General features: G+C 71.4%; 19 protein-coding genes and 1 pseudogene. 4 read left to right on the forward strand and 16 right to left on the reverse strand.

Translation table 11 applies throughout. The annotated features are described in order from the left end of the window. Nucleotides 1-22: 22 nt before the first annotated feature. The 5 genes from FHX44_RS40390 to FHX44_RS40410 are packed head-to-tail and all read right to left on the reverse strand — an operon-like array spanning nucleotide 23 to nucleotide 5,801. Nucleotides 23-1,054, reverse strand: coding sequence for an alcohol dehydrogenase catalytic domain-containing protein (locus tag FHX44_RS40390; RefSeq protein WP_147260580.1), 1,032 nt, complete (start codon nucleotides 1,052-1,054; stop codon nucleotides 23-25). Between the two features lie 19 nt (nucleotides 1,055-1,073). After that, complete coding sequence (locus FHX44_RS40395) at nucleotides 1,074-2,594, reverse strand: mannitol dehydrogenase family protein (RefSeq protein WP_246171054.1); 1,521 nt, start codon at nucleotides 2,592-2,594, stop codon at nucleotides 1,074-1,076. Continuing rightward, nucleotides 2,591-3,808, reverse strand: a complete 1,218-nt coding sequence (manD, locus tag FHX44_RS40400) for a D-mannonate dehydratase ManD (protein WP_147260581.1) — start codon at nucleotides 3,806-3,808, stop codon at nucleotides 2,591-2,593. The genes FHX44_RS40395 and manD overlap by 4 nt, the downstream gene beginning before the upstream one ends. Beyond that, a complete protein-coding gene (locus tag FHX44_RS40405) occupies nucleotides 3,805-4,788 on the reverse strand; it encodes a 2-hydroxyacid dehydrogenase (protein ID WP_147260582.1) in 984 nt (327 codons plus the stop codon). The genes manD and FHX44_RS40405 overlap by 4 nt, the downstream gene beginning before the upstream one ends. Beyond that, nucleotides 4,785-5,801, reverse strand: a complete 1,017-nt coding sequence (locus FHX44_RS40410) for a LacI family DNA-binding transcriptional regulator (RefSeq protein WP_147260583.1) — start codon at nucleotides 5,799-5,801, stop codon at nucleotides 4,785-4,787. Before FHX44_RS40410 ends, FHX44_RS40405 begins: the two co-directional genes overlap by 4 nt. Before the next feature lie 553 nt (nucleotides 5,802-6,354). Here FHX44_RS40410 and FHX44_RS40415 point away from each other — a divergent pair. Then, on the forward strand, nucleotides 6,355-6,705 hold the full coding sequence (locus FHX44_RS40415; RefSeq protein WP_147260584.1) for a hypothetical protein: 351 nt from the start codon (nucleotides 6,355-6,357) through the stop codon (nucleotides 6,703-6,705). 691 nt (nucleotides 6,706-7,396) lie between these two features. Further along, nucleotides 7,397-7,558, forward strand: coding sequence for a hypothetical protein (locus FHX44_RS42575; protein ID WP_170308693.1), 162 nt, complete (start codon nucleotides 7,397-7,399; stop codon nucleotides 7,556-7,558). A 19-nt stretch (nucleotides 7,559-7,577) separates the two neighbouring features. Here the strand turns inward: FHX44_RS42575 and FHX44_RS40420 are convergent, their stop codons facing one another. From FHX44_RS40420 to FHX44_RS40430, 3 genes are read right to left on the reverse strand one after another with little or no spacing between them, the layout of a single operon-like run. After that, complete coding sequence (locus tag FHX44_RS40420) at nucleotides 7,578-7,871, reverse strand: DUF1330 domain-containing protein (protein ID WP_147260585.1); 294 nt, start codon at nucleotides 7,869-7,871, stop codon at nucleotides 7,578-7,580. 33 nt (nucleotides 7,872-7,904) lie between these two features. Further along, nucleotides 7,905-9,293 carry an MFS transporter gene (locus tag FHX44_RS40425; RefSeq protein WP_246170856.1) on the reverse strand — a complete coding sequence of 463 codons (1,389 nt, stop codon included), beginning with the start codon at nucleotides 9,291-9,293 and terminating at the stop codon, nucleotides 7,905-7,907. An 11-nt stretch (nucleotides 9,294-9,304) separates the two neighbouring features. Then, nucleotides 9,305-9,793 carry a MarR family winged helix-turn-helix transcriptional regulator gene (locus tag FHX44_RS40430; RefSeq protein ID WP_246170857.1) on the reverse strand — a complete coding sequence of 163 codons (489 nt, stop codon included), beginning with the start codon at nucleotides 9,791-9,793 and terminating at the stop codon, nucleotides 9,305-9,307. A gap of 87 nt (nucleotides 9,794-9,880) precedes the next feature. Here FHX44_RS40430 and FHX44_RS40435 point away from each other — a divergent pair. Then, nucleotides 9,881-9,976: pseudogene (locus FHX44_RS40435) on the forward strand (transposase); the annotation flags it as partial. Between the two features lie 826 nt (nucleotides 9,977-10,802). Here the strand turns inward: FHX44_RS40435 and FHX44_RS40440 are convergent. From FHX44_RS40440 to FHX44_RS40450, 3 genes are all read right to left on the reverse strand, one after another. After that, nucleotides 10,803-11,492 carry an alpha/beta fold hydrolase gene (locus tag FHX44_RS40440; RefSeq protein WP_147260587.1) on the reverse strand — a complete coding sequence of 230 codons (690 nt, stop codon included), beginning with the start codon at nucleotides 11,490-11,492 and terminating at the stop codon, nucleotides 10,803-10,805. 935 nt (nucleotides 11,493-12,427) lie between these two features. Further along, entirely contained in the window at nucleotides 12,428-13,630 is a 1,203-nt protein-coding gene (locus FHX44_RS40445) for an epoxide hydrolase family protein (RefSeq protein ID WP_147260588.1), read from the reverse strand. Nucleotides 13,631-14,314: 684 nt separating this feature from the next. Continuing rightward, nucleotides 14,315-15,571 carry an IS256 family transposase gene (locus FHX44_RS40450; protein ID WP_147260589.1) on the reverse strand — a complete coding sequence of 419 codons (1,257 nt, stop codon included), beginning with the start codon at nucleotides 15,569-15,571 and terminating at the stop codon, nucleotides 14,315-14,317. Between the two features lie 227 nt (nucleotides 15,572-15,798). Between FHX44_RS40450 and FHX44_RS40455 the strand changes: the two genes are divergently transcribed. After that, nucleotides 15,799-17,166 carry a hypothetical protein gene (locus FHX44_RS40455; RefSeq protein WP_147260590.1) on the forward strand — a complete coding sequence of 456 codons (1,368 nt, stop codon included), beginning with the start codon at nucleotides 15,799-15,801 and terminating at the stop codon, nucleotides 17,164-17,166. 1,023 nt (nucleotides 17,167-18,189) lie between these two features. Here FHX44_RS40455 and FHX44_RS40460 read toward each other — a convergent pair. The 5 genes from FHX44_RS40460 to FHX44_RS40480 all read right to left on the reverse strand — a co-directional run bounded on the left by FHX44_RS40460 (nucleotide 18,190) and on the right by FHX44_RS40480 (nucleotide 23,421). Continuing rightward, a complete protein-coding gene (locus FHX44_RS40460; protein WP_170309245.1) occupies nucleotides 18,190-18,522 on the reverse strand; it encodes a YkvA family protein in 333 nt (110 codons plus the stop codon). Nucleotides 18,523-18,862: 340 nt separating this feature from the next. Beyond that, on the reverse strand, nucleotides 18,863-19,213 hold the full coding sequence (locus tag FHX44_RS42580; RefSeq protein WP_170309246.1) for a nuclear transport factor 2 family protein: 351 nt from the start codon (nucleotides 19,211-19,213) through the stop codon (nucleotides 18,863-18,865). Beyond that, nucleotides 19,210-19,572: a cupin domain-containing protein gene (locus FHX44_RS40470; protein WP_147260593.1), complete on the reverse strand. Its 363-nt coding sequence runs from the start codon at nucleotides 19,570-19,572 to the stop codon at nucleotides 19,210-19,212. The genes FHX44_RS42580 and FHX44_RS40470 overlap by 4 nt, the downstream gene beginning before the upstream one ends. A 79-nt stretch (nucleotides 19,573-19,651) precedes the next feature. Next, nucleotides 19,652-23,131: an ATP-binding protein gene (locus FHX44_RS40475; protein ID WP_170309247.1), complete on the reverse strand. Its 3,480-nt coding sequence runs from the start codon at nucleotides 23,129-23,131 to the stop codon at nucleotides 19,652-19,654. A gap of 77 nt (nucleotides 23,132-23,208) precedes the next feature. After that, nucleotides 23,209-23,421, reverse strand: coding sequence for a hypothetical protein (locus FHX44_RS40480; RefSeq protein ID WP_147260595.1), 213 nt, complete (start codon nucleotides 23,419-23,421; stop codon nucleotides 23,209-23,211). Nucleotides 23,422-23,722: the final 301 nt, after the last annotated feature.

The raw sequence follows: 23,722 nt of genomic DNA on the forward strand, positions 1-23,722 counted from the left end.
GCCCGTCGGGCTGGTGTGCGGGTCAGGAACCTGGCCGGACGACGACCTTGAGGTGGCTCGGGTCGTCGCCGGGTGCGCGCAGTGCGTCGGCGGTGGCCGACAGCGGGAACCGGCCGGTCAGGATCCCGGCCAGGTCCACCCGGCCGGACGCGGCGAACGCGATCGCGGCCGGGAAGGCGTGGGCGTAGCGGAAGGCCGTGACGAGGTCGATCTCGAAGCGCTGCAGGAACGCGAGCGGCAGGCCGTCGACGCTCGGCGGGGCCTGGCCCACCACGGTGGCCCTGGCGGCCGGCCCGAGCGCATGGATCCCCTGCCACAGCGCGGCCGGATGCGCGGAGCACTCGATGAGCCGGTCCATGCCGGTGCGGCCGAGCTCCGTGGTGCCGGTGTTGATCGTCGCCGTCGCGCCGAGCTCGGCAGCACGAGCGAGACGGTCGTCGACGACGTCGGTGACGACGACCTCGGCAGCGCCGACTGCGGTCGCGACCTGGGCAACGAGGATCCCGATGGGCCCGGCTCCCGTCACGAGCACGCGATGACCGGCGCGGACGTCGGCCCGCTGCACCGCCCACACGGCAACGGCGAGCGGCTCGATCAGCGAGCCGAGCTCGGTGCCGATCGCGTCGGGCAGCGGGTGGATCGCCCGCGACGGCGCGACCAGGTACTCGGAGATCGTTCCGTGGGTGGGCGGTGAGCCGAGGCAGGTGCCGATGGGGCACAGGTTGTACCGGCCCGTGCGGCAGGTCGCGCACCGGCCGCACCCGACGGCGGGTTCGACCGCCACCCGGGTCCCGACCGCCAGCGCGACGTCCGCGCCGGCTGCGGTGACGACGCCGGACGCCTCGTGGCCGAGCACGGTCGGCTGGCGGAGCACGTTGCCGCCGTTGCGGCCGCTGGCGAAGTAGTGCATGTCCGACCCGCAGACGCCCACGGCGTCGACGGCGACGAGCACGTCGTCGGGGCCGAGCCGGGGAACCGGTAGTCGCTCGATGCGCAGGTCGCCTGCGCCGTGCAGGACCGCGGCGCGGGTGCTGTCCGGGATGGTGGTGGGCATGCTCGTCCTCGTCGACGGGTCAGCGGGAAGTGACCGGCACCGGTGTGAGGTGATCGGCGGCCTCGCGGACGGCCGCGTCGACGCCGTGGCGCACCAGGACGTCGACCAGCTCGGCGACGCGGCCGGTGAACGAGGCGTGCGCCGCGAGCTCCGCTCCGAGCACTCCGGTACCGAGCGCGGCGGCGACGAAGTCGCCGGTGGACCGGGTCGCGAGCGGGGCGAGCCGCTCGCGCATTGGGTCGTTCATCGCCCGGGCGTGCGGGCCCGGGTCGAAACCGCTGGGCGGCGCCACGCAGCAGAGGTAGCCGGCCACGGTCAGCGCGAGGTGGTGTGGCATCCGACCAGCGGCCAGGTGCGAGCACGCTGGCTCGGGCACTCGTTGGGCGAGCTTGACCGAGCCGTCCGAACCGACCTGCTGGGTGCGGTGCCCGAGGGCCGAGTTCGACCAGCGGGTGTAGAGCTGCGCGACGTACTCCTCGAGGTCGACGTCGGCCGGCACCGGCACCGTCGGCCGGTACTCGTCGCGCAGCACCCGCTCGGCTGCCTCCCTGATCGCGGGCCGGGCGATGGCCTCGGGAATGGTGGCGCAGCCGGAGAGGGCGCCCAGGTACGCGATCAGCGAGTGGGTCCCGTTGAGCAGCCGCAGCTTGAGCAGCTCGTACGGGCCCACGTCGTCGGTGAACAGCGCTCCCCCGCGCTCCCAGGCCGGGCGGCCGGCGGCGAACGTGTCCTCGATCGCCCACATGCTGTAGGGCTCGGCCGGGACCGGGGCCTCGTCGCGGACGCCGAGGTGCTCGGCCGCGGCGGCCCGGTAGGCGTCCGTCGTGGCCGGCACGATCCGGTCGACCATGCTGCTCGGGAACGCGACCTGCGCGAGGTAGGGCTCCAGCTCGGTGCGCTCGGCTGCGGGCAGCGCCGCGACGAACTCGCGCACCAGGCGCTCGGTGACGTGACCGTTGGCGACCAGGTTGTCGCAGCTCATGATCGTGATCGGGGCGCCGTGCGCCCGGGCGCGGCGCTGGAGCCCGCGCACGACCAGCCCGAGGGTCGTGCCGGGCGCCGAGCCGCCGCGCAGGTCGGCGCGGACACCGTCGTGGTCGAGGTCGAGCGCGCCGGTCCGCGGGTCGAACGTGTACCCGTGCTCGGTGACGGTCAACGTGACGATCCTCGTCGTCGGCGCCGCTAGCGCGTCCAGCACCGCGTCGGGCTCGCGGGCCGCCACCAGCGCGCCGGTGTGCACGGCGGGGACGACCACCCGGGTGCCCTCCGGGGAGACCTCGACCACGGCGTACAGCAGGTCCTGTTCGCGCAGCGCGTCCGCCACGGTGGCGGATCGGTTGGCGACGCCGAGGATCCCCCACGGGCCGTCCTCCGCGGCGAGCGCGGCGGCGGTGTGCACGGCCTGGTGCGCACGGTGGAAGTTGCCCAGGCCGAGGTGGACGATGCCGGTCGGGGGCAGCGCGCGGTGGTGCAGCAGCGCCGCGCTCGGGGTGGTGGCTGCGGTGAGCCGAGGAGTCGCCCAGGGAGTCAACACCGTCACCAATCAGTCAGGGTGCCGTCGCGACGGCGCGCGACTGGCAGGTAGGCGCGTTCGTAGGGGAAGCGGGCGGCCAGTGCTTCGTCGACTTCGACCCCGAGGCCGGGCGCCTCGCCGGGGTGCAGATGGCCCTCGGCGTAGGTCCAGTCGTGCCGGAACACCTCGTGCACGACGTCCGGGTAGCCCATGTACTCCTGGATGGCGAAGTTCGGCGTGGCCAGCCCGACGTGCGTGGCGCCGGCGAGGGCGATCGGCGACACGTCCGAAGGGCCGTGCGGCGCGATGCGGACCTGCCACACCTCGGCGAGCGCCGCGATCCGGCGCAGCGGCGTGATCCCTCCGACGTGCGATGAGGCCGCCCGCACGAAGTCGATCAGCTGCTCGGTGATGAGCTGCTGGAACTCCCAGACGGTGGTGAACACCTCGCCGATGGCCAGCGGGGTGGTGGTCTGCGCGCGCACCCGGCGCAGCACCTCCTGGTTCTCCGCTGGCGTGACGTCCTCGAGCCAGTACAGGTCCACGGGCTCGAGCGCCTTGCCGAGCCGGGCCGCCTCGTTGGGTGTGAGCCGGTGGTGCGCGTCGTGCAGCAGCGCCACGTTCGGGCCGACGTGCTCGCGGACCTGCACCAGCGCGCCCGGCACGTGACGCAGGTAGGCAGCTGTGTCCCAGATCTCCTCGACCGGGCCGGCACCCCGGCCCGCAGGCTCGTAGGCGGCACCGTCCTTCGTCACCCCGTAGACGGAGTCCAGCCCCGGCACCCCGGTCTGCACCCGGATCGCCTGGAACCCCCGGTCGCGCACGGCGTCGACGGCGTCGAGCAGCGCTGCGACGTCCCACCCCGTTGCGTGCGTGTAGGACAGGATGCGGTTGCGCACGGCGCCGCCCAAGAGCTGGTAGACCGGCTGCCCGCACACCTTGCCCTTGATGTCCCACAGCGCCAGGTCCACCGCGCCGATCGCGGCCATGGTCACGGGGCCGCGCCGCCAGTAGACCCCGCGGTAGAGGTACTGCCAGGTGTCCTCGATGCGCGCCGGATCGCGGCCGATGAGGATCGGGCAGACGTGGTCGCGCAGGTAGCTCGCGACTGCAAGCTCCCGGCCGTTGAGCGTGGCGTCGCCCCAGCCGACGGCCCCGCTCGCCGTCACGATCTTCAGCGTGACGAAGTTCCGGCCGGGGCTGGTGACGAGCACGTCGGCCGAGACGATCGTGTCGGTCATCGCGCCACCGCCACGACGTTGACCAGCTGCTCGCCCGCGGCCAGCCGCCGGACGTTGGCCGCGATGTCCGTCGCCCGGCCGGCGAAGGTCTGGCGGGTGAGGCCGGAGGAGTGCGGCGTCATCAGCACGTTCGGCAGCTCGCGGAACGGCAGCTCGGACGGCGGGGCGGTCGTGCCCGCGGCCGGGTAGCCGTACCAGACGTCGATCGCGGCGCCGGCGATCCCACGGTCGCGCAGCGCCTCGAACAGTGCCCGCTCCTCGACCAGCGGCCCGCGCCCGACGTTGACCAGCACCGCCGTGCGGCGCATGCGCGCGAGCTCGGCGACCCCGATCATCCCGACGGTCTCCGGCGTGAGCGGGGCGCTCACGACCACGACGTCGGCGCGGTCGAGGAGGCTGCCGAGATCGTCGGTCGTCCCCGACCACTCCAGGCCGTACGCGGCGGCGTCGACGTCGCCGCGGCGGGTGACGGCGACCCCACGGGCGCCGCAGGCCCGGAACCGCTCCCAGGTGCGCGCACCGATGTGCCCGAAACCGACGAACCCGATCGTGGCGGCGCCCAGCGTATCGCCCCACGGCAGCGCCGGATCGTAGGCGGGCGAGGCCCACTCGTCCCGCCGCAGCGCGGTGTCCTGGGCGAGGAAGCCCCTGCGCAGCAGGATGGTGCTCGCCAGGACGTACTCGGCGATCGAGTCCTCGTGGTGGAAGGTGTTCGCGACGAACGTGCCGGCCGGCAGTGCGGCCACGTCGATCCCGTCCACCCCGGCACCGGGGGCGTGCACCAGCCGGAGGGCCTTGCCCGCGGCCCCGACCGTGGCCGGGCACCTCGCGGAGACCAGCACGTCGGCATCGGCCACCGCACCCTCGACCGTGGAGAGGTCGCGCGGATCGGGCCAGACGACCTCGGATCCGGGCGGGAACCCCTCCTCGAGACGACCACGCATCGGCGCGAGGTTCGCGTCAGCGACAACGATCTTCATGCCCTCCCCCGGACGTCGGTGAGCACGCGGGCCCCGGCCGGCCCGGTGGAGGCCCGGACGACGAGGTGGGTGGCCAGACGTTGCGTGCGCGGGGTCGACCGCTCCCCCGCCGCGGCGCGGGCGAGCAGCTCCATGCTCAGGGTCCCGGCGCGCGCGAGCGGAACGGAGATGCTCGTGAGAGCCGGCTGCGCGAGCGTGCCGAACGAGATGTCGTCCATCCCGACCACCGACAGGTCGTCGGGGATCTGCACGCCCAGCGCGCGGGCACCGCTCATCACGCCGAGCGCGACGAGGTCGTTGTGCGTTATCACCGCGGAGGCACCCGACGCCACGACGCGCGCGGCCGCCGCGGTCCCGCCCTCGACGGTCTCGGTCTGCCAGTCGAGCAGCTCCAGGTCGATGTCGTACCGCTCGCCGAGCGAGTGGATCACCTCGACCCGGTGGGCGTTGGACCAGGAGCGGGCACTGCCCTGCACGTAGGCGATCCGCCGGTGCCCCAGCGCCGTCAGGTAGTCGAGGGTCTCCCGCAGCCCCTGGGTGGCGTCGGCGATGATGCAGTCCGCACCTGCCGCCTCACGGTTGACGAGGACCGCCGGCACCCGGCCGCACAGTCCGAGCACCTCGTCGGCGTCGAGCCGGGAGGAACAGACGACCATCCCGTCCACCCGGCCGCGCAGGTGTGCGATCGCCTCGCGCTCGCGGTCGGGATCGAAGTCGCTGTCGGCGACCACGACGGTGTGCCGGTTGTGCCGCCCCTGCCCCTGTGCCGCCTTCACGAACGCGGAGAACACCGGGTTGGCGATGTCCGGAACGACGACGGCGATGGTGACCACCGCAGGCTCCCCGTCGAGCTCCGCTACCCGTGCAGGCGGGCTGTAGCCAAGATCTTGCGCAACTTTGAGGATCTTGCGCAAGGTGTCCGGACCCAACCGGCTGGGATCACTGAACGCCCGAGACGCGGTCGACAAGGCGACATTCGCGCGCTTGGCGACATCCGTCAGCGTGGGACCCACTACTCCTCCTCGAGTCGAGCAGCACAAAGAGCATGGACAGGTTGCGCAAGCTTGTCAAGGATTGCCGGCAGCGCCGTGGGACCGCCACGCCGGGCACCGCCGGGTGGGTCGTCGCGGACATCCACCACGCCGGCCGGCTGCAAGCCGAGCCCACCACGCTCGCCCAAGGCGATGCGGTACTCGATCCTCGGTCACGCCACTGTGGTCAGCGTCGGCGACCTCACCGACTCCGCAGCCCGGTGGCCCAGGTTCGTCGCAGCCCTGGCCCAACGAGGAACCTACGGCTCCGTCCACGCACTGCCGCTGCGGCTGCGCGACGAACCCCTCGGCACCCTGAACCTGTTCCACCGCCTACCCGGACTGCGCCGACCCGCGATCTGCACGTCGTGGCTCCCCGCGCAGAGCGGCCGCCGTGGCCTCCACGTCCAGCTCGCCACGCCCTCGACGTCGGTACCGGAGCCGGTCAGCAGCCCCACCTCGTCACAAACAGAGCCCAAACCCGAGCCGCGACAACGGTCCTGCACCCGCAGCCCGGCTACCCCACCATCAGTGCATGCCGAAGTACCGGGTTAACGAAGCCGCGGTCGACCACGCTCACCACCTCATCGATGCCCGTCGCTACGTCCTCCGAAGCCGCTGGGGAGACGTCCAACCCTCCGCCGCCGACGGCACTCGCTACCTCAAGACCCACAGCTGGGACGAGTACGGCGCCTGGCATCTCGGCCTCACCGACGGCGCAGCCGCGGACACCAAGCGCCGCTACGCCTTCGTCTTCGGCGACTACACGCGCATCCACCGGATGGGGATCATCTCCTGCCACTATCGAGCTGCGGAGTGGGGCCACAAGGACATCGAGCTCGCTGCCCACGAGATCCTGCAGTACCTGGACAACTCCCGCAGATGATGGACACCGGCAGCAACACCCATCGACGCGAGCGTTGCTACAGGTCGATCACTTCCAGCAGGAGACGGGCAGGCTCACGCAGCGGCGTCCCGACCTGGAACGCCCAATCGTCAAGTCCGCCCGAACCTGACCTGACCCTGCCTCCGTCCACGGAGTACCCGACACATCCAGGTCGACGTGGGCACCGGCGCGCTCGACCGGCGCTTGCTCCAAAACCTTGCAATCGCTGCCGCTCGTCGAACGGGGCTCGTGTGCCACCACCGACAACGGCGGACCGCCACTGCCGCTCACGGCCGGCACCCTCGGCGTCCTCGCGGTCAACACCTCGCTCACCGGGTGTGCTCCGGTGAGGAGGGCACGTGTACCTGCGCTGCAATGACGAGCTCCTCGCGGCTGTGGACCACGAGGGTGCGGGCGGAGGCGCCGTCGGTGCTGATGCCGGTCTCGCCGTCCGGGTCGGCGGCGGCGTTGGAGCACCACGATAGCCTGGGTAGAACAACACAGAGGCGGATACCGCGTCCGCTACCGACTCGACGACAGCACCCTGATCACCGAGAACGGCTACACCACACGCAACGACGCCGAGGACCGCGCCGCCGACATCGAGTCCGACCAACGCCGCGGCCGCTTCGTCGACCCCCGCCTGGCACAGACCTCGATCGACGACTTCTACGCCCACGTCACCCCTGCCATGCCGGTGCTGCGCGGCTCGCTCCTGCCGATCCTGCTCTGGACTGGCGTCGCGTGCTTCGCGTACTTCGCCTACCACCCGGTCGCGGCGATGGTTCTCGGTGGGCTCTTCGCATTGTCGTTCGTCGTGGGGTTCGGGCTGCGCCGCAGAGAGCTTGAGTGAAGATCCGACTGGACCTCGGTCAGTCGATGCCTTCGACGATGCGGAAGTCGCGCTCGACACCGTCGGAGAGGGCGACCAGCGCCTCCTGGTAGGCCGCACTCTCGCGCGCCGCGACGGCCTGCTCGAAGCTGTCGAACTCGATCAGGATGGTGCGCTCGGCGATTCCGGCGTCATGCGCCACGACCCGGCTGCCACGGGTGAGGACCCGACCGCCCCCGGCCTTGACGGCCGCAGGGGCCAGCTTGTTGTAAGCAGCCAGCTTCTCAGGGTCTGAAATGGTGCGGTAGACGCTGACCCAGTAGCCCTTGGGCATGGAACCTCCAGTATTGGGATGAGTGCATCTGACTCACGGGTTGGTCTCGGACGAGCGTCGGCGGGCGAGAGCGAGGCTTGTCAGCGTCGTGATCGCCATGGCGCCGATGCCGACCAGCGCCGCGGTGGTGTAGGCGCTGTCGTCGGGGAAGAGGTGGCCGGGGGCGGTGCCCGCGGCGAGGATCAGGCCGCCGATGGCGCTGCCCAGGGAGTACCCGACGCTGCGGACGACGTAGTTGAAGCTCATGGCGCTCGACGTCTCGCTCTTGGGGGTGACGGCCAGGATGACGCCGGGCATCGCGGCCGAGAAGCCGCCGACGCCGAAGCCCAGCACGCCCATCGCCGCGAACAGTTCGGCCAGGTCCGACCGGGCCGCCGCGAACAGGGCGAACCCGCCGCCGACCACGACGGCGCTGCCGGCCAGGAGCAGGGGGTCGGCGATCCGCGTCCGGACCCGCGGCGTGAGCTTGCCGGCGACGAACCCCAGCACCGAGAACGGGATGAGGACCAGCCCGGCGACGAAGGTCGTCAGCCCGAAGCCGTAGCCGGCGCCGTGCGGCGTCTGCGCGTACCGGGTGATGAGCGTGAGCAGGAGGTACATGCCGATCCCGCCGACGAACATGGCGAGGTTCGCCCCGGCGACCGCCGGGTGTCGCACCGCCCGCACATCGACCAGGGGCGTCGTGCTGCGCAGCTCGATGACGGCCCAGACGCAGAGCAGCACCACCGCGACGACGGCGAGGCCCGCCGCCACGGCGAGGTGCCGGCTCCACAGATTCCGTTCGCCGGCGAGGAACAGCACCAGGAGCAGCGCAGCGGCCAGGACGACCGCGCCTGCCACGTCCACGTGGGCGGAGCGGCCTTCGGGGGCTTCGGGCATGGAGCGCCACGCGGTCAGGAGGGCGGCGGCGGTGACGACCAGGCCGAGGCCGTAGGCGGCCCGTACCCCGCCGAGCTCGGCGAGCAGTGCGGCCAGCGGGTAGCCGACGCCGGCCCCGATGATCGAGACCACCGAGATCAGGGCGACCACGGCCGCGCTGCGCTCCTCGGGGAGGTGGTCCCGGGCCACGCCCATCATCAGCGCCGTCAGCCCGAGCCCGACGCCCTGGGCCGCCCTGCCGGCCAGCAGCCACGCGAACGGCAGCGGCAGCACGGTGAGCGCGCTGCCGGCGACGACGACCGCCAGCGTGGCGAGGATCGTGGCCCGCCGGTGCGGGCCGGCTCCGAGCCGGCCCAGGACCGGCGTGGCGACAGCGCCGCTGAGCAGCGCGACGGTCAGCGTCCACTGCGCGCTGCCGAGCGAGACGTGGAACGAGGTCGCGACGCTGGTGATGAGCGGCGCCCCGAGGCTGGCGACCGCCGCCACGACCAGAGCGATGAACATCAGGGCGGGGACCAGCAGCCGCGCATCGGAATGCGCCACCAGGAACGCCTTCACCGCGACCCCGCCGACCGGCCGCCCGGTCGCTGCTTCGGCCCTTCGCGGTCCTGGCTTTCGAGCTCTGCCAGATGCTTCAGCGCCGGAAGGGCCGCCATCAGCGCCTCGACCTCGTCGCTGGCGAGCTCGCCGATCAACCGCTCGAACGCGTGGACGCCCGCTTGGCGCCGCGTCCGGACATAGGAGGCGCCGGCCTCGGTCAGGCACACCAGCGTGACCCGCTTGTCGGACGCGTCGCCCCGCCGCTCGACCAGGCCGGACTCCTCCATCACCCGGACCAGGGCGGTCATCGCGGGCTGGGTGACGCCCTCGACCGCGGCCAGATCGGTGATGCGCCGCGGGCCGGTCCGGTCCAGGGTGGCCAGGGTGGCGGCGGACGTCAGGCTCATGTCCCGGGGCAGGCGTCTCGCGGCCCTGGTGGCCAGGCCGTAGAGGGCTGCCCCGATGGCGGCGGACGCGCCAGGAGCGGTGTCTTGACGACCCATGTTCGAAGCATAGCTCTTCTATATTCATCGTTTATGGAAGTGGTCGACTGGCGCGGGCGACCTCGACCGCTGGGAGCCGGTGACGTCGCGGTGCGCTGCCGCATCGACTTCAAGTACGCCCTCGGCCTGGAGCTGGAAGACCCCGGCTTCCACCACAGCGTCCTGTCCGACTTCCGCGACCGGCCCTGCCCGAACGCCCGTGCCAACTCCGCCGCACCCAGGTCGTCTCCCTCGGCCAGCGGCACCCCGCCGTCCGCCTCGACCGCCAACTGCACCCGCATCCGCTCCCGCGAGTGCGGACGGCGCCCGTAGTCCCGGAACGACGAGCCTGCCGCCTGGTCCGGGAGCCGGTGCGAACCCGAGTTGCCGTCGGGCGTGGCCAGACTGCGTCCTCACAGGGCTCACCGGCTACCGGATCGGTCCCCGCCTGGCGAACGTCGACCTGAGCGAGCTGGACCAGCTGGCCCGTCCCATCCCACGGCTCGTGGTCCAGGGTGACCGGGGCGCATGGATCCGACGGATGGCACACGAGGCATCTGGAACACAGCTGGCACGAAAAAAGGTCAGCCCGGTAATACCGGGGCTGACCTGGTGTTACTGCGGTGGGCGATACTGGGATCGAACAGAGACCTCTTCGGTGTGAACGCCCGTCCCCCGTCGTGCCGAGGAGCGCCCCGTACCGTTCATGCTGGTCACAGTGCTGGTCAGTGTTATTCGCTACCACCACTGGCGACCACTCGTGGTGCCTTTTCGATGCCTGGCGATGACCGCGCCCGTCCAGCAATGAGAGGGCTTGGCGTGGCATCCCGTCGATCTGGCGCAGCCCCCTTGCCTCGCCGGGTTATGAGTCAGGCGCCGGACGTCTTTGGGCGTCTCATCAGTAGCCACCGACAGGGCCGTGACCTCGCCGGCAGCATCCGAGTCGTCTCACCCGAGCCGCCTCATGCCGAGCTCTTCCACGGCGTCGTGGTCACATCTGGTCACATTGGGGCAGCCCCGCCGGTTGGCATCACCTCACCCGGGCAAGCGCCTCCGCCAACTTGTCTGGCATCGACGCCATTGGCTGGTGCGAGGAAGGGAGCCGCTCGACGTGGTCGGCGGCTGCAGCCATCTGCTCCTGGGCAGCGACCGGGACGGCGTTGTCCTGCTCGCAGATGATGTAGGTCGTGCGATGCTTGCGGTCCGGCGCCGAGCTCGGAGTTCCGAAGCTCGACATGGATTGAGGAATCAGGCGGCGCAGCTCCTCGGCGGCCCGCGCGGGGTCAACGTCGGCACACAGAGCCTGGCGTGCGACTTCGAGATCGTCGGTGACGGTGGCCGTGCCGTTGTCGTGCGCGACGATCCAGCCCGGCGGGGGTCCGTCGCCGAACAGGTCGCTGAGCGATTGCCCTCGTTGCGGCCAGAAGGCACTCAGGTACACCGTGTGGACCACGGCTGGATGGTCGGCCAACTCTGTGATGACCATTCCGCCGTACGAGTGGCCCACCAGGACGACCGGCTCCCCCACCGCATCGATGACCCGTTTCACGTGGTCTGCATCGGCTCGAAGATCACCAAGTTGCGCGGGGTCGCCGCGTCCGGCACTGGGCATCTGCTCGACCACGTGGACTCGATGGCCGTCCTTCTCAAGCAGCGCGGCGGTCTCACGCCAGTACCAGCCGCCGACGAACCCGCCATGAACGAGCACGTAGTTAGACATCGTCAGAGTGTGACCGCCGTCACGATGGGCAACAATCGACTGAACGGCCGGAGCCGTCCGTACTGTTGCCGCTGGTCACGGTGCCGATGCGTGATGACTGCTACGTCTGTTGGCGACGGATCGTGGTGCCTCGCAGCCACCCCGCGAGCGTTCCGCAACGAGGGGCCCGGTGTGGCATCCCGTCGACCTGGCGCAGCCCGATCACCTCGCGGGTGGAGGGCAACATGCCCTGCGAACTCGACCACCTGCAGGCGTCCGGCGAAGCCGGCCTTGCGCCCCGGCCACCTTGCCAGGCTTGCCCTCCACCCGCGGCGTGATAGCCCTCGTGGAGGTCGACGGGATGCCACACCGCCCCCGGCCCACCTACCCATGCCCGCGTGCCTGCTCGGCCCGGCATCCCGGAGACCTGCCCGCCCGGCGAGGGCATGTTCTGTTCTTGGTCAATGCTCGTGGCGCCCTGGTTTCGCGGTGCCGCTGCCGGGTCCGCCCTTCCTGCCGGGCGCGCGGCGACGGGGACCGGCCGCCAGGCCGCACGCCCCGGCGCCGCTGGCGCCCGGCATCGAACACAGCCCCGGCAGCGGCGCCGCAGGCGCCGCCTTGAACAAGGAAGGAAAGTCTGAACACGAGGGCCGGTTCAGGGGTGTCGTACTCCACTTGATCCGTGACAGATCGGCTCCACTTGATGAGTGACACCCTGGATGAGTGACACCCTGGCCGGCGCAGCGATCACTGTCCGTGTCGGACGGCGGTGGGCAGGCTCGTCTACGATCGGCTCAGGACTGTCGCTCATGCCGATGAGCGTGCATTCGGGCGGCGCGGCAGAGGAAGCGGGATTCCTCTCTGATGCCCCGGGGACGGCCTCCACTGACGGGTGCAGGTGAGCGTCAAGTCCGTCCGGGCGAGATGGCCGCGCAGCTACCTTCGGACACGGTCATCTAGCGCAGCGCTTTGAACGCCGCCCGGATCTCGGTCGCGAACAGCTCGGGCTCTTCCCAGGCGGCGAAGTGGCCGCCCCTATCGACCTCGTTGAAGTAGGTGAGGTTGGGGTAGCTCCTTTCGGCCCAGCTGCGCGAAGTACGCCAGATCTCACCAGGGAAGGTGGTGAAGCCGACCGGAACCGAGACCTCAGGAGGAGCCTGGCCGGACGCCTGGGCTGCGGCCACGAACCGTCCGAACTCCCAGTACCACCGGGCGGCCGAGGCCCCGGTGCCCGTCAGCCAGTACAGCGTGATGTTGTCGACGATGTTCTCCCGGGTGAGATTGCCGACGGGCTCGCCGTCGACGAACGCGCGGGATATCTTGTAGTAGCTGTCCGTGTCGTGGTCGAGCATCCAGGCCGCCAGGGCGACGGGCGAATCCAGCAGGGAGTAGCCGATCGTCTGCGGCCGATTGGTCATCTCCAGGAAGTAGGCGAAGCCGGTGGCCTGGAACTCGGCGAGCGCAGCCGCAGCCGCGCGTTCTTGCTCGGACTCCTCCGGCGGGGGGTCGGCCAGCACCGTCACGAGAAAGTTCGTGTGGATGCCTACCAGCCCCTCGGGTGCCTGGCGGGCCATCACATCAGTGACGATGGCGCCCAGATCGCCGCCCTGGGCGACGTAGCGGGTGTAGCCGAGGCGGTTCATCAGCTCCGCCCAGGCGAGCGCGGTGCGGCCGGCCTCCCAGCCGAGCTCGGCGGGCTCGCTGGAGAAGCCGTAGCCGGGCAGGGACGGCAGCACGAGGTCGAAGGCGTCCTCGGCACGTCCGCCGTGCGCGGTCGGGTCGGTGAGCGGGCCGACGGTCTCGAGCAGCTCGATGACCGAGCCGGGCCAGCCGTGGGTCATGATCAGCGGCAGCGCGTTCTCGTGCCGCGACTTGACGTGGATGAAGTGGATGTCGACCCCGTCGATCTCGGTCATGAACTGCGGCAGCGCGTTCAGTCTCGCCTCGGCCGTGCGCCAGTCGTACTCGCTCGTCCAGTAGCGGGCGAGCGCCTGCAGCGTCGCCAGCTGCACACCCTGGGAGCGGTCTGCGACGAGCTCCCTGGAGGGCCAGCGGGTCGCGGCGATCCGGCGACGCAGGTCGGCCAGTGCCTCCTCCGGGACCTCCACGTGGAACGGGCGGATACCGGGGGCGCCAGACTCTTCGGGCGTGGAAGACATGCGGGCCTCCTCCATTGGCGAGGCACCAGCCTGACCGTGTCATCGACGCCGTGGAAGCCTCTGGTGCTTGCAAGTTCGCTCCCTTTGCCACCCGCTCTTGCCGCGGTGCGCGCGGGACCGGGCGGTGACCGGCTCAGTCGGCGCAGGGGTCCTTCGTGACAAACGGCCTGGCCGGACGCTCTTCGCGAGCCTCTGACCAGGCCGTTTGCCGGTGTGGGCGATACTGGGATCGAACCAGTGACCTCTTCGGTGTGAACTATGCCAAGCACAGTGCGCTGACCTGCGGGAACTTGACTCCTGCAGGTCAGCGCACGTCCGTTGAGAGCCGATGAGGTCAGTTTGCGCTCGTTGACAGCAAGGCCCTGCTCCCCCGCTGCTCCCCGCCGTGCTCCCGCTCGCGATGCCGCGACACGACAGCCTTGATCATCAAGCCAGGACGGCGATGTCTTCGCGAGGCTCGCTCGCGCGATTGCCTACAGCAGCGGTGACGATGATGCTGCCAGCCGCACCCACCGATCGAAGCGATTTGACGGACTGAGGGCCCACGCGTCAGCCGTCAAACACCACGCAGCGGACTTGACCCCGGCCGGGCTGAGGTCGCCGTTACCGGAGATCGTCCATGACGACCCGCGGTCAAGTCCGCCGGCGTGGTGTTTGACGGGTGGCGCGTGATCTTCTGGTTGGTCAGGCGCTGAGCGCCGGGATGGTGTCGGTGGTGGTCACCTCCTCGCCGTTGGTGGTGGTGTCGGGGACGGCGGTGAGGCGGGCGCGGGCCAGGACGTCGAGGCCGAGGTAGCGGCGGCCTTCGGCCCATTCGTCGTGTTGCTCGGCCAGCACGGCGCCGACGAGGCGGATCAGGGCGTCGCGGTCGGGGAAGATGCCGACCACGTCGGTGCGGCGGCGGATCTCCCGGTTCAGCCGCTCCGAGGGGTTGTTCGACCAGATCTGGCGCCAGACCTCCTTCGGGAACCCGGTGAAGGCCAACACGTCGGCGCGGGCGGTGTCGAGGTGTTCGGCCACCTTGGGGAGCTTGTCGGCCACCGCGTCCAACACGCGGTCGAACTGGGCGTGCACCGAGGTGGCGTCGGGCTGGTCATAGACCGAGTGCAGCAACGCCCGCACCCACGGCCAGGACGCCTTCGGGGTCGCCGCCATCAGGTTCGCCGCGTAGTGCGTCCGGCACCGTTGCCAGGACGCGCCGGGCAGGGTGGCGCCGATGGCCTCGACCAGGCCCCGGTGCGCGTCGCTGGTGACGAGCCGGACCCCGGTCAGGCCGCGGGCGGTCAGATCGCGGAAGAACCCCAGCCAGCCGGCGCCGTCCTCGGCCGAGGTCACCTGCAGGCCGAGGATCTCCCGGTGCCCGTCGGCTTTGACGCCGGTGGCGAGCAGGGCGTGCACGTTGACCACCCGCCCACCCTCGCGGACTTTCAACACCAGGGCGTCGGCGGCGACGAAGGTGTAGGGGCCTTGGTCGAGCGGGCGGGTGCGGAAATCGGCGACGTGGGCGTCGAGCTCGGCGGCCATGGTCGAGACCTGCGACTTGGACAGCCGGGTGATGCCCAACGATTCGACCAGCTTCTCCATTCGCCGTGTGCTGACACCGAGGAGGTAGCAGGTGGCAACCACCGTGGTCAGGGCGCGTTCGGCGCGGCGGCGGCGCTCGAGCAGCCAGTCCGGGAAGTAGGACCCGGAGCGCAGCTTGGGGATCGCCACGTCCAGGGTGCCGGCGCGGGTGTCGAACTCGCGGTGCCGGTAGCCGTTGCGCACGTTGGTCCGCTCGGGGCTCGATTCGCCATAAGCAGCGCCGCAGACGGCGTCGGCCTCGGCGGACATCAGGGTGTTGATGAAGGTGGTCAACATCGAGCGCAGCAGGTCCGGCGAGGCGGAGGCCAGGTGCTCGTGCAGGAAACGGGCAGGGTCGATACTGCTCGGTGCGGTCATCGCGTGAGGTCCTTCGAGAAGCACTGTGAGAGGTCTTCAAGAAGATCACGCGATGGCCGCCCTACGTCCCGGCACACCCGTCACCGGGCCGGACGCACACCACCCTGGCGGACGCCACTCGACCCGCCCCGTCACCGTTGAGGAGTGACACCGCTCCACCCGCGACCGAGTGCATCGGCAGGGGTCGAGCCACCGGCGGCCGAGCCCGGGTGAGGACGGTGGATGTGATGGCGGATCCGATCGAGCTTCCGGCGTCCGGCAACGAGGACGCGCTCGTCGACGCGATCGCCGCCGCGACGGTCGGCGACGCGCCACTGCACCTCGGGCCCGGCGTCCACCTCACGAAGCGGGGCCGGAGGAACCTGATCCCGATCGGGGCGCACGGCCTGAGCATCGCCGCGCAGCCCTCAGGGCAGGAGCCGGTCACCATCAGGAGACCGGACGACTCGATCGACCTCGGAGAGCCCGACTGGAACTTCGGACTGTTCTTCGTCCCGGAACGGCCGACGCCTGACGAGGAGGCCCAGCTCACCTGGCGGCCCGGCTCCGACGCCGAGGGGCCCATCGAGTTCGACGTGATCATCCGCGGCCGGATCACGATCGACGGCCTGCGGATCGACTGCAACATGGACAACCAGGGCCTCGCTCCGTCACCGCCGGCGCCGAACGTGGCGGAGCACTCGACCATGCTCGGCTTCCGCGGGAGGGCGTTCACCCTGAGCGGCCCCGGCGAGGTCCCTCGGCGGATCGCCTACGTCGGGTTCGAGTCCGTCGAGCTGACCGACCTGGTCATCGAGAACGGCGGTTTCTCTGGTGACGTCTGGATCTCCCGTGGCGGCTTCTACCCCAACATCGTCGACTTCGTCGTGGATCGGATCACCTCCACGCCACGGGTCAACCAGAAGAGGGCCGCCCTCGACTTCTCCGGCCTCTGCCGCACCGTGACGATCACCCGCAGCCGCGTCGCCAGCATTGGCCTGGAGCACACGACCGCGATCACCTACGACCAGCTCCCCCGAGTGGAGCCGGACTTCGTCCCGTCGGCGTGGCGCATCGTCGATGTCGCGACGGACGGCGTCGACATGGGAGCCAGCGGCTTCGTCTACGAGATCGAGGCCACCCACCTGACCACTCGCCGGTTCTACTACGTCGACCGCGCAAGCGGCACCGTTTCCGACTCCAGCCTCGTCGTCGACACGCGTCGCCGGATGAACCGGCTACCCGGGTTCGAGTTCCACCGAGTGCTCTGGACGCTCCCGCCGGACGCAGGCGGCCACGTGAAGGGACTTCGACCGACGTCGTTGCTGGGTCAGCCCTGCCGGGTGGCGTTCGTCGACAACACCTTCAGGGCCCCGGGAGCCACGACCGGCGAGATCCTCGACAGCGAGCACTCCGCGAGACCCGACAACTCCGTCGACGTGACCGCGCTCGGGTGCACCTACCCGGACGACTTCGGCACCGACCCGGCCCGCCCGATCGCCCGCGTGAACGAGCGCGGGACCTGGCGCTTCGCCCAGGCCGACCTCGGCACGCTCGACCCGGACGTGGCACTGCCGAAGCACCCGGAGCCGGACGTCCACCGGCTGATCGTCTGACTCGACCGGCCCGCCCCGCGGCGAGCATCCACCCGGATGGCGCGGGTCCCCACGCCGACTCGCGAGGCTCAGGCCACCGCTCCTCGGCAGCACAACGACCTTCGCGTCGAGGGATGCGGGAGCGCGGCGAGTCGTCCAGGCCAAATTTCGGCCATGCCAACCGTGGTGCAGCCGTAGCCGACCAGGTGGTAGCCGAGCTTCTCCAGGCCTGGGTAGCAACCGTGTTCGTCCATCTCGGCGAGTCGCACTCTCCCGTCTCCGCGCTCGGCGAGCAGCCTGGCCAGGCGGTCCCAGTCACGCGGCTACATGCGCAGACCCGGTCTGATGAATGGTTGCCCTCGACCCGGACTCCTGACCTTCCCAGGCCGTCGACGGCCTCCCTCGACCCGCCCAGTCGTCGGGCGCCGCCGTCCTCGTGCACGAACTGCGAGGCAGCGGTTCTGTGAGCACCAGCGGGCAGGACGCCACGTCTTGATCTTAGCTGTCTCGCAACATGTGCGGTCCGACGCCGCCGGCTGGAAGCGCAAGCACGTCGAGTAGAGAAAGGGACCGCACTCACCAGCGACGATCAGGACGAGCGCGACGAGGCCCGGGAAGCCGTAGTCGCAGACTGGAACCGTGTCTGCTTAGCGACCGATTCGTCGCGCCTGCGCGCGGCCGCGGAAGGTCTCATGATAGTTGTCGATCACCTTCGTGAGGAACTCAATGAGAAGGGGCAGGTCCCCATCATGGCGCTCGAGGATTTGCAGAAAGACTGGGATGAACACCGCCAAGCTACTTCAAAGAGGCGAGAGCCGACCTCCGACTACCACCTTGACCGGGGACGAGCGACTGGCCGACGGGCTGGACCTCACAGCGAGTATGCAATCGCCGAGTCTGGGCTCGCCACCGTCGGTGAGCAGACACCGAGGGCTTGACGTCGCAGTGAACAGCGATCGCATGACCAGCAGGCGAGTTCTCCCCGCCCCATTGAGGCGCCCAAACGCGGACGCCAACAGCGGCACTGGCGATGACGAGGCGGAATCAGGCCGAGTCGCGGTCGCGGTGGAGGGTTCGCCGACCCAGTCGACCCAGGTCCACCCCGCCATCGCTGAGGATGCGGTGCGCCTTCACCAACTTGTAGACGAACAGCACCACCGCGGTGGTAACGCCGGCGTCGTCCACCAGCCCGAGCGGACCGAGGACCGCCTCCGGAACGACGTCGATGGGCAAGACGAGGTAGACCGCCGCGGCGCCCATGGCTATCAGGCCACGCGGCGGGATGCGGTAGCGCCACATCACGTACCCGAGCACCATGACGACGAGCAACCCGAGTACACCGACGATCAGCAGGGTGGTGCGCAGCCAGTCGGGCATGGCTCCAGTCTGCCGGGTCCTGGGGCACTCCGCCGGATGCCGGGAACGGTTCCCCGCAAGGCAAGCGAGCCGCTCACCTTGCTCCGCCGGGGCCCAGCCCGGTCGGCCTGCCGTCCGATCCGAGGCGCACCCATTGACTGCCGACCGGCGTTCCATTCCGCCGACGCTTGCAACTTGACCTGACGTCAAGTCCGCTCGAATCTGACGAATCGGCAAGAGGTCAACAGATCGAAGATCGAAAAGAGGGGAGCCGAGCCCTACGTGAAGGCAGGCAGCGCGGCGAGCACCGAGAGGATCCCGAGTTGGTGCCGTTCGGTGACGAGCCGGCCGCCGTCCCAGGTCAGTAAGACCGAGTCACCGATGCGGATCCGCTTGTAGGACGGAGCCTGTGGGCCAGCGGGGTGTGCACCGGGGTGGTTTGAGTCGCGCGCCAGACCAGGCCGATGACGCTGGTGCCGCCGTGGGCCAGCACGTCGGCGATCTCGGCATCGACGTCGGGGAAGACGGCCCGCAGCCGGCGCCAGTCGGCCACCACGGCGTCGATGCCGTCGACCCGTCGGCCGGAGGTGGCCTCCTCGTAGCGGTACGCGGGCGCGGCCAGCGCCCGGCAGGCGGGCCAGTCGGCGCGGTTCCAGGCCTCGACGAGGGTGCGAGCGAGTGCCGTCACCCCGGTTGCGCGGGCGGCGGTCACCGCGCACCCGTGAGGTGCGCGAGGACCGGGGCGAGCTCGGAAGTGGGCGAGAAATCGACGTACTCGGAGTCCTCCAGCGCGATGGGAGCGTGGCCCGGCGCCCAGTAGAAGGCCTCGCCCGCCCGGTACAGCTCGGCGCCCTCGGCCGTGCGCAGCTCGACCAGCCCGGAGAGCAGGTAGCCCCAGTGCGGACACTGGCACAAGCCGCCCGGCAGGCCCGCGAGCGCGGGACCGAGATCGGTACCCTGCGGCAACCGCACGAACCCGACGGTCAGGTCACCGCCGATCTCGGAACCGGCCAGCCGGACCCCGTCACTGTCGATCACAGTGGGAGCAGACTCCCGCGTCGTCGCCGTCATCGCGCACCCTCCTCGGTCAGTGTGCGCACAGCGTGGAACTCGGCGGTCTCGGCGCTCTCAACGCCGGCTCTCGCGGTGGTCAGCGCGACAGCGGCGCCCGGTCCGGGGCGCGAGCGGCGCGCCGCGTCCACCCGATCATCCCGAGCGCGGAGAAGGCGTGCTCGGCGGCCCCCCGCAGCTCGCGCGCGCACCGCGGGTCGCCGGCTCGGGCGGCGACGCGGGAGGCGTCGAGGTCGATGATCGCCCGCAGTGGTCGTGCCCCTTGCTCGGCCAGCACTGTGCCGGCCTCGGCGAACCAGCGCATCGCCTCGTCGTAGCGGCCGTCCAGTGCGCAGACCCGTCCGAGTGCAAGACGAGCATCCATCATGGGGAACCGGAAGTCGGCGGCGAGTGCCTTCCCGCGCAGGGCCTCCTCCAGCACCGGCAGGTCCGGGTGTCCGCTCCGTCCCGGTCCGTGGACGATCCACAAGGTTTCCACGGCGTCGCACAGCGTCCGCAGGTAGTTCATGGCCCACGCCGGCGCCCGCTCGATCGCGGGTAGGACGGCGCGGTAGCGCCGTAACGCATCGTCGAGTCTGCCGAGGCGGGCGGCCGCCTTCGCGCCACAGGCGATGGCGGACGCCTCGAGCCGGTGTCCGGCCTTGTTCCCGGCCCCGTACGCCTCGTCGAGCTGGGTGAGGACGTCGGTCCAGCCGACGTCGGTCGCGTGCGCCAACGCATCGAGCGTGCCGATGTCGTGGATGCGCTGCCATCCCCAGCCCCGCCGGTCCGCCCCGCCGACGGCCCGCGCGCCCGCGAGGGTGGCTCGGCCACCGGCGAGATCGCCCAGCGTGATCTGCGCCCGCGCGGCGAGCGTCAGGTAGTAGCTGCGCAGCGCGATCTGTCCGCGCTCCCGCGCCGCCTCGGCGGCGTCGGTCAGCAGCGGCAGGGCCACCGCGATGTCGCCCAGCACGAGCAGCCGGACGATCGGGTCGTTGGCGACGTCGTCCGGGATCAGATCGCGCCGACGGTAGGTGGCCGGGACGGCCATCCTGGCCAGATCCGGCCGGCCGGTGACGCCGTCGGCGAGCAGGATGCGCAGCGCCTCGCGGCGTTCGGGTACATCCATGGTCGTCCCGGGGGCATCCGGGTCGTCGGCCTCCCGCCGGTCGAGCTCGTGGACCATCAGCGACGCCCAGACGTGGTCGCGGCGGGTGGCTGCGAACCGCAGACCCTGCGCGGCGAGACGCCACGCGTGGGGCGCGCCGTCGGCGCTGGCGAGGGCGGAGGTCACCGTGGCCAGGTAGGCCGCTGCTCGCTCGGGGCCATCGGTCGAGGCGAGCAGATCGGCAGCGCGGGCCGCGGTGGTCACCGCGTCGTCGAACCGGCCGGCCCAGGCCTGCGCCGCCCCGAGCCGGGCCACCAGCGCAGGCACCCGCTCGTCCCCGGCGGGGACGAGGTCCACCGCCATGGCGAGGAACGTCGCCGTCTCGTCGTGCGCGGCCGCGGCGTCCGCCCGCACGGCGGCCTCGAGTGCGGCGCCCACGCCCGCCTCAGCGCCCGGCAGATCGCGACCGGCGTGGTACTGCGCGGCGACCTCCGCGGCGGTCACATCGGAGGACCCGCTGCGCGCTGCCGCCAACGCCTCGGCCAGCCGCCGGTGCATCCGCAACCGGCGGGACGGGTTCACCTCGGCAAGGACAGCGTGCCGGATCAGGGCGTGGCAGAACTGGTACCGCTCGGGCGCCGCGGCGGGCTCCACCAACCCGGCGGCGAGGACCGCGTCGACCGCGGCGAGCCCGGCGGCCTCGCCCAGCCCGGCCGCCGCCACGACCGGCGCGAACGGGAACGGCCCGTCGAACGCGGCCGCGTGCGCCAGGAAGGACGCGCACGAGGTGGACAGCCTGGCCCGCCTGCGGGCGAGCACCTGGCGGACCCCGTCGGGGACGACACCGGGGAACGTGTCGGTCCGCAGGCTGCCGTCGACGGCAGCGCGCAGCGCGCCCTCCTCGGCGAGGTGGCGGACCACCTCGCGCGCGAAGAAGGGATTGCCGCGGGTCTCGGTGAGGATCGCCGAGCTCAGCTCCGCCGACACGGGCGCGGCAGCGACGTCGTCCAGCACGGCCGACAGCGCCGGCAGGTCCAGCCCGCGCAGGCGGACGGACGACACGTCGAGGTCGGTGCGGACCGCGCCGAGGACGTCGAGCAGGCCAGGTCCGATCTCGTCGGCGCGGTAGGCGGCGACGATCAACACCCGGCGGTCAGCGACCACCCGCGCGAGGTGGCGCAGCAACACCAGCGTGCTGGCGTCGGCCCAATGCAGGTCGTCGAGGGCGAGGACGACCGGTGCGTGGTCGGCGAGCCCGCCGACGAAGCGGGCCACCCCGTCGATCAGCCACATCCGTTCCTCGTCGGGCTGCCGTCGCGCCGGTGACGCCGCATCGGGCGTTCCGAGCGGGACGGGCAACTCCGGCGACAGCCGAGCCAGCGGCTCGCCGAACGGTCCCGCCGCGCTCCCCGCGCGCTCTCCCGAAAGGGTCCCGAAGTGCCCGGTGACGGCCTCGGCGAACGCGTGGAACGCCGGCTGCCACTCGCCTTCCAGACAGCGGCCGCGCAAGACCGTGGCACCGCGGCGCGCGGCCGCATCGCTGAACTCCCGCAGCAGGCGGGTCTTGCCGATGCCGGGCTCGCCCACGATGGTCGCGAGCCCGCCACACCCGGCCGCGGCCGTGTACATGCGGTCGAGCAACCTCCGCAGCTCGCTGTCGCGACCGACGAACCGGGCGACGCCGGCCGGACGCCCCCGCGGGCCCGGCTCGGCGAGCAGCACCGGGTCGTGCCCGAGGATCCGGGCGTGGAGCTCGTTCAGCGCAGGCCCTGGCGCGATGCCGAGCTCTGCGGCCAGCGTTGCCCGGCAGGCGTGGAACGCCTCGAGGGCGTCGGCCTGGCGGCCGTCGCGGTGCAGCGCGAGCATCAGCTGCGCCCAGCGCCGCTCCCGCAGCGGTGCCTGCGCCACCATGACCCGCAGCTCGCCGCACACCCGCCGGTGGCCACCCCCGGCGAGCTCGAGATCGACGAGATCTTCGCGGGCGCACTCGCACAGCTCGTCGATCCTGCGGGCTTCGGCCTCGGCGAAGGGACGCTCGGCGAACTCGCAGAGCGCTGGGCCCCGCCACAACCCGATCGCCGAGCGCAACGCGGTCGCGGCCCCGTCGAGGTCGCCGGAGACCGCCGCCGCCCGGCCCTCCGCCACGAGGCGTTCCGCGCGGTCCGCGTCGACCCGATCGGCGGCGGCCTCGAGCCGGTAGCCGCCGGGCACCGTCAAGATGCGCAAACCCGCCGTCGCGCCGAGCGCGCGCCGCAGCCGCAGCACGTAGTTCTGCACCGCGTTCACGCCCGACCGCGGTTGGTGGTCGCCGTAGAGTTCGTCGATCAGCCGGTCCCGGCTGACGCTCCGACCACGGTCTACGGCGAGGACAGCGAGGAGGAGACGTTCCTTGGCGGCGCCGAGCGTGACCGGGCCGCCTGGGCCGCACACCTCAAGCTGGCCGAGCAGCCTCAGCTCGACTCCGTTCCGCACCCGAGCAGTGTGAACCACAAAGCGCACCCGATGCGACGATTCGGTCCGTCGATCGGCGACGGCTCCCTCGGCACCGATCACCCCGCGGGTACCGAGGCGCTGATCGACGCGAGCTCACGCACGGTGGGGTTGGCGAGGGCGATGACACGCAACAGCAGCGGCGGGACCGCGCGGAGCTTCGTCCGGGTCTGCCCGGCACGTTGGTAGATGGTCTCGACGAGCTGTCGGGTGGCGCGGGTGTTGGGGTCGTTGGGGTCGTTGGGGTCGTTGGGGTCGTGGGGAAATGCCACACCTCGCCGGGGGCGTCCGGGTGTTCACCGAGGACGGCGAGGCCTTCGCCGATGTCGGGGATGTAGGTGTAGGTGTGGGGCTGGTCCGGGTCGCCGAGCACGGTGGCGGTCTTGCCGGCCAGGCGGCGGGGAACACGCGGTCGCCGAGGTTCGACTGGGCTCCGCCGCGCGGGCCGAAGTAGTCCGAGGCGCGGCCGAGCGCGACCTGGACGCGGCCGGCGCCGTCGGCGGCGAGAAGCTCGCGCGCCATCCGCCCGCGGAGTTGCCCCGTCTTGGTGTGGCGTCGTGCGCGCGGTCCTCG

Origin of the sequence: Pseudonocardia hierapolitana, from assembly GCF_007994075.1 — a bacterium.
In the GTDB taxonomy this organism is placed as follows: domain Bacteria; phylum Actinomycetota; class Actinomycetes; order Mycobacteriales; family Pseudonocardiaceae; genus Pseudonocardia; species Pseudonocardia hierapolitana.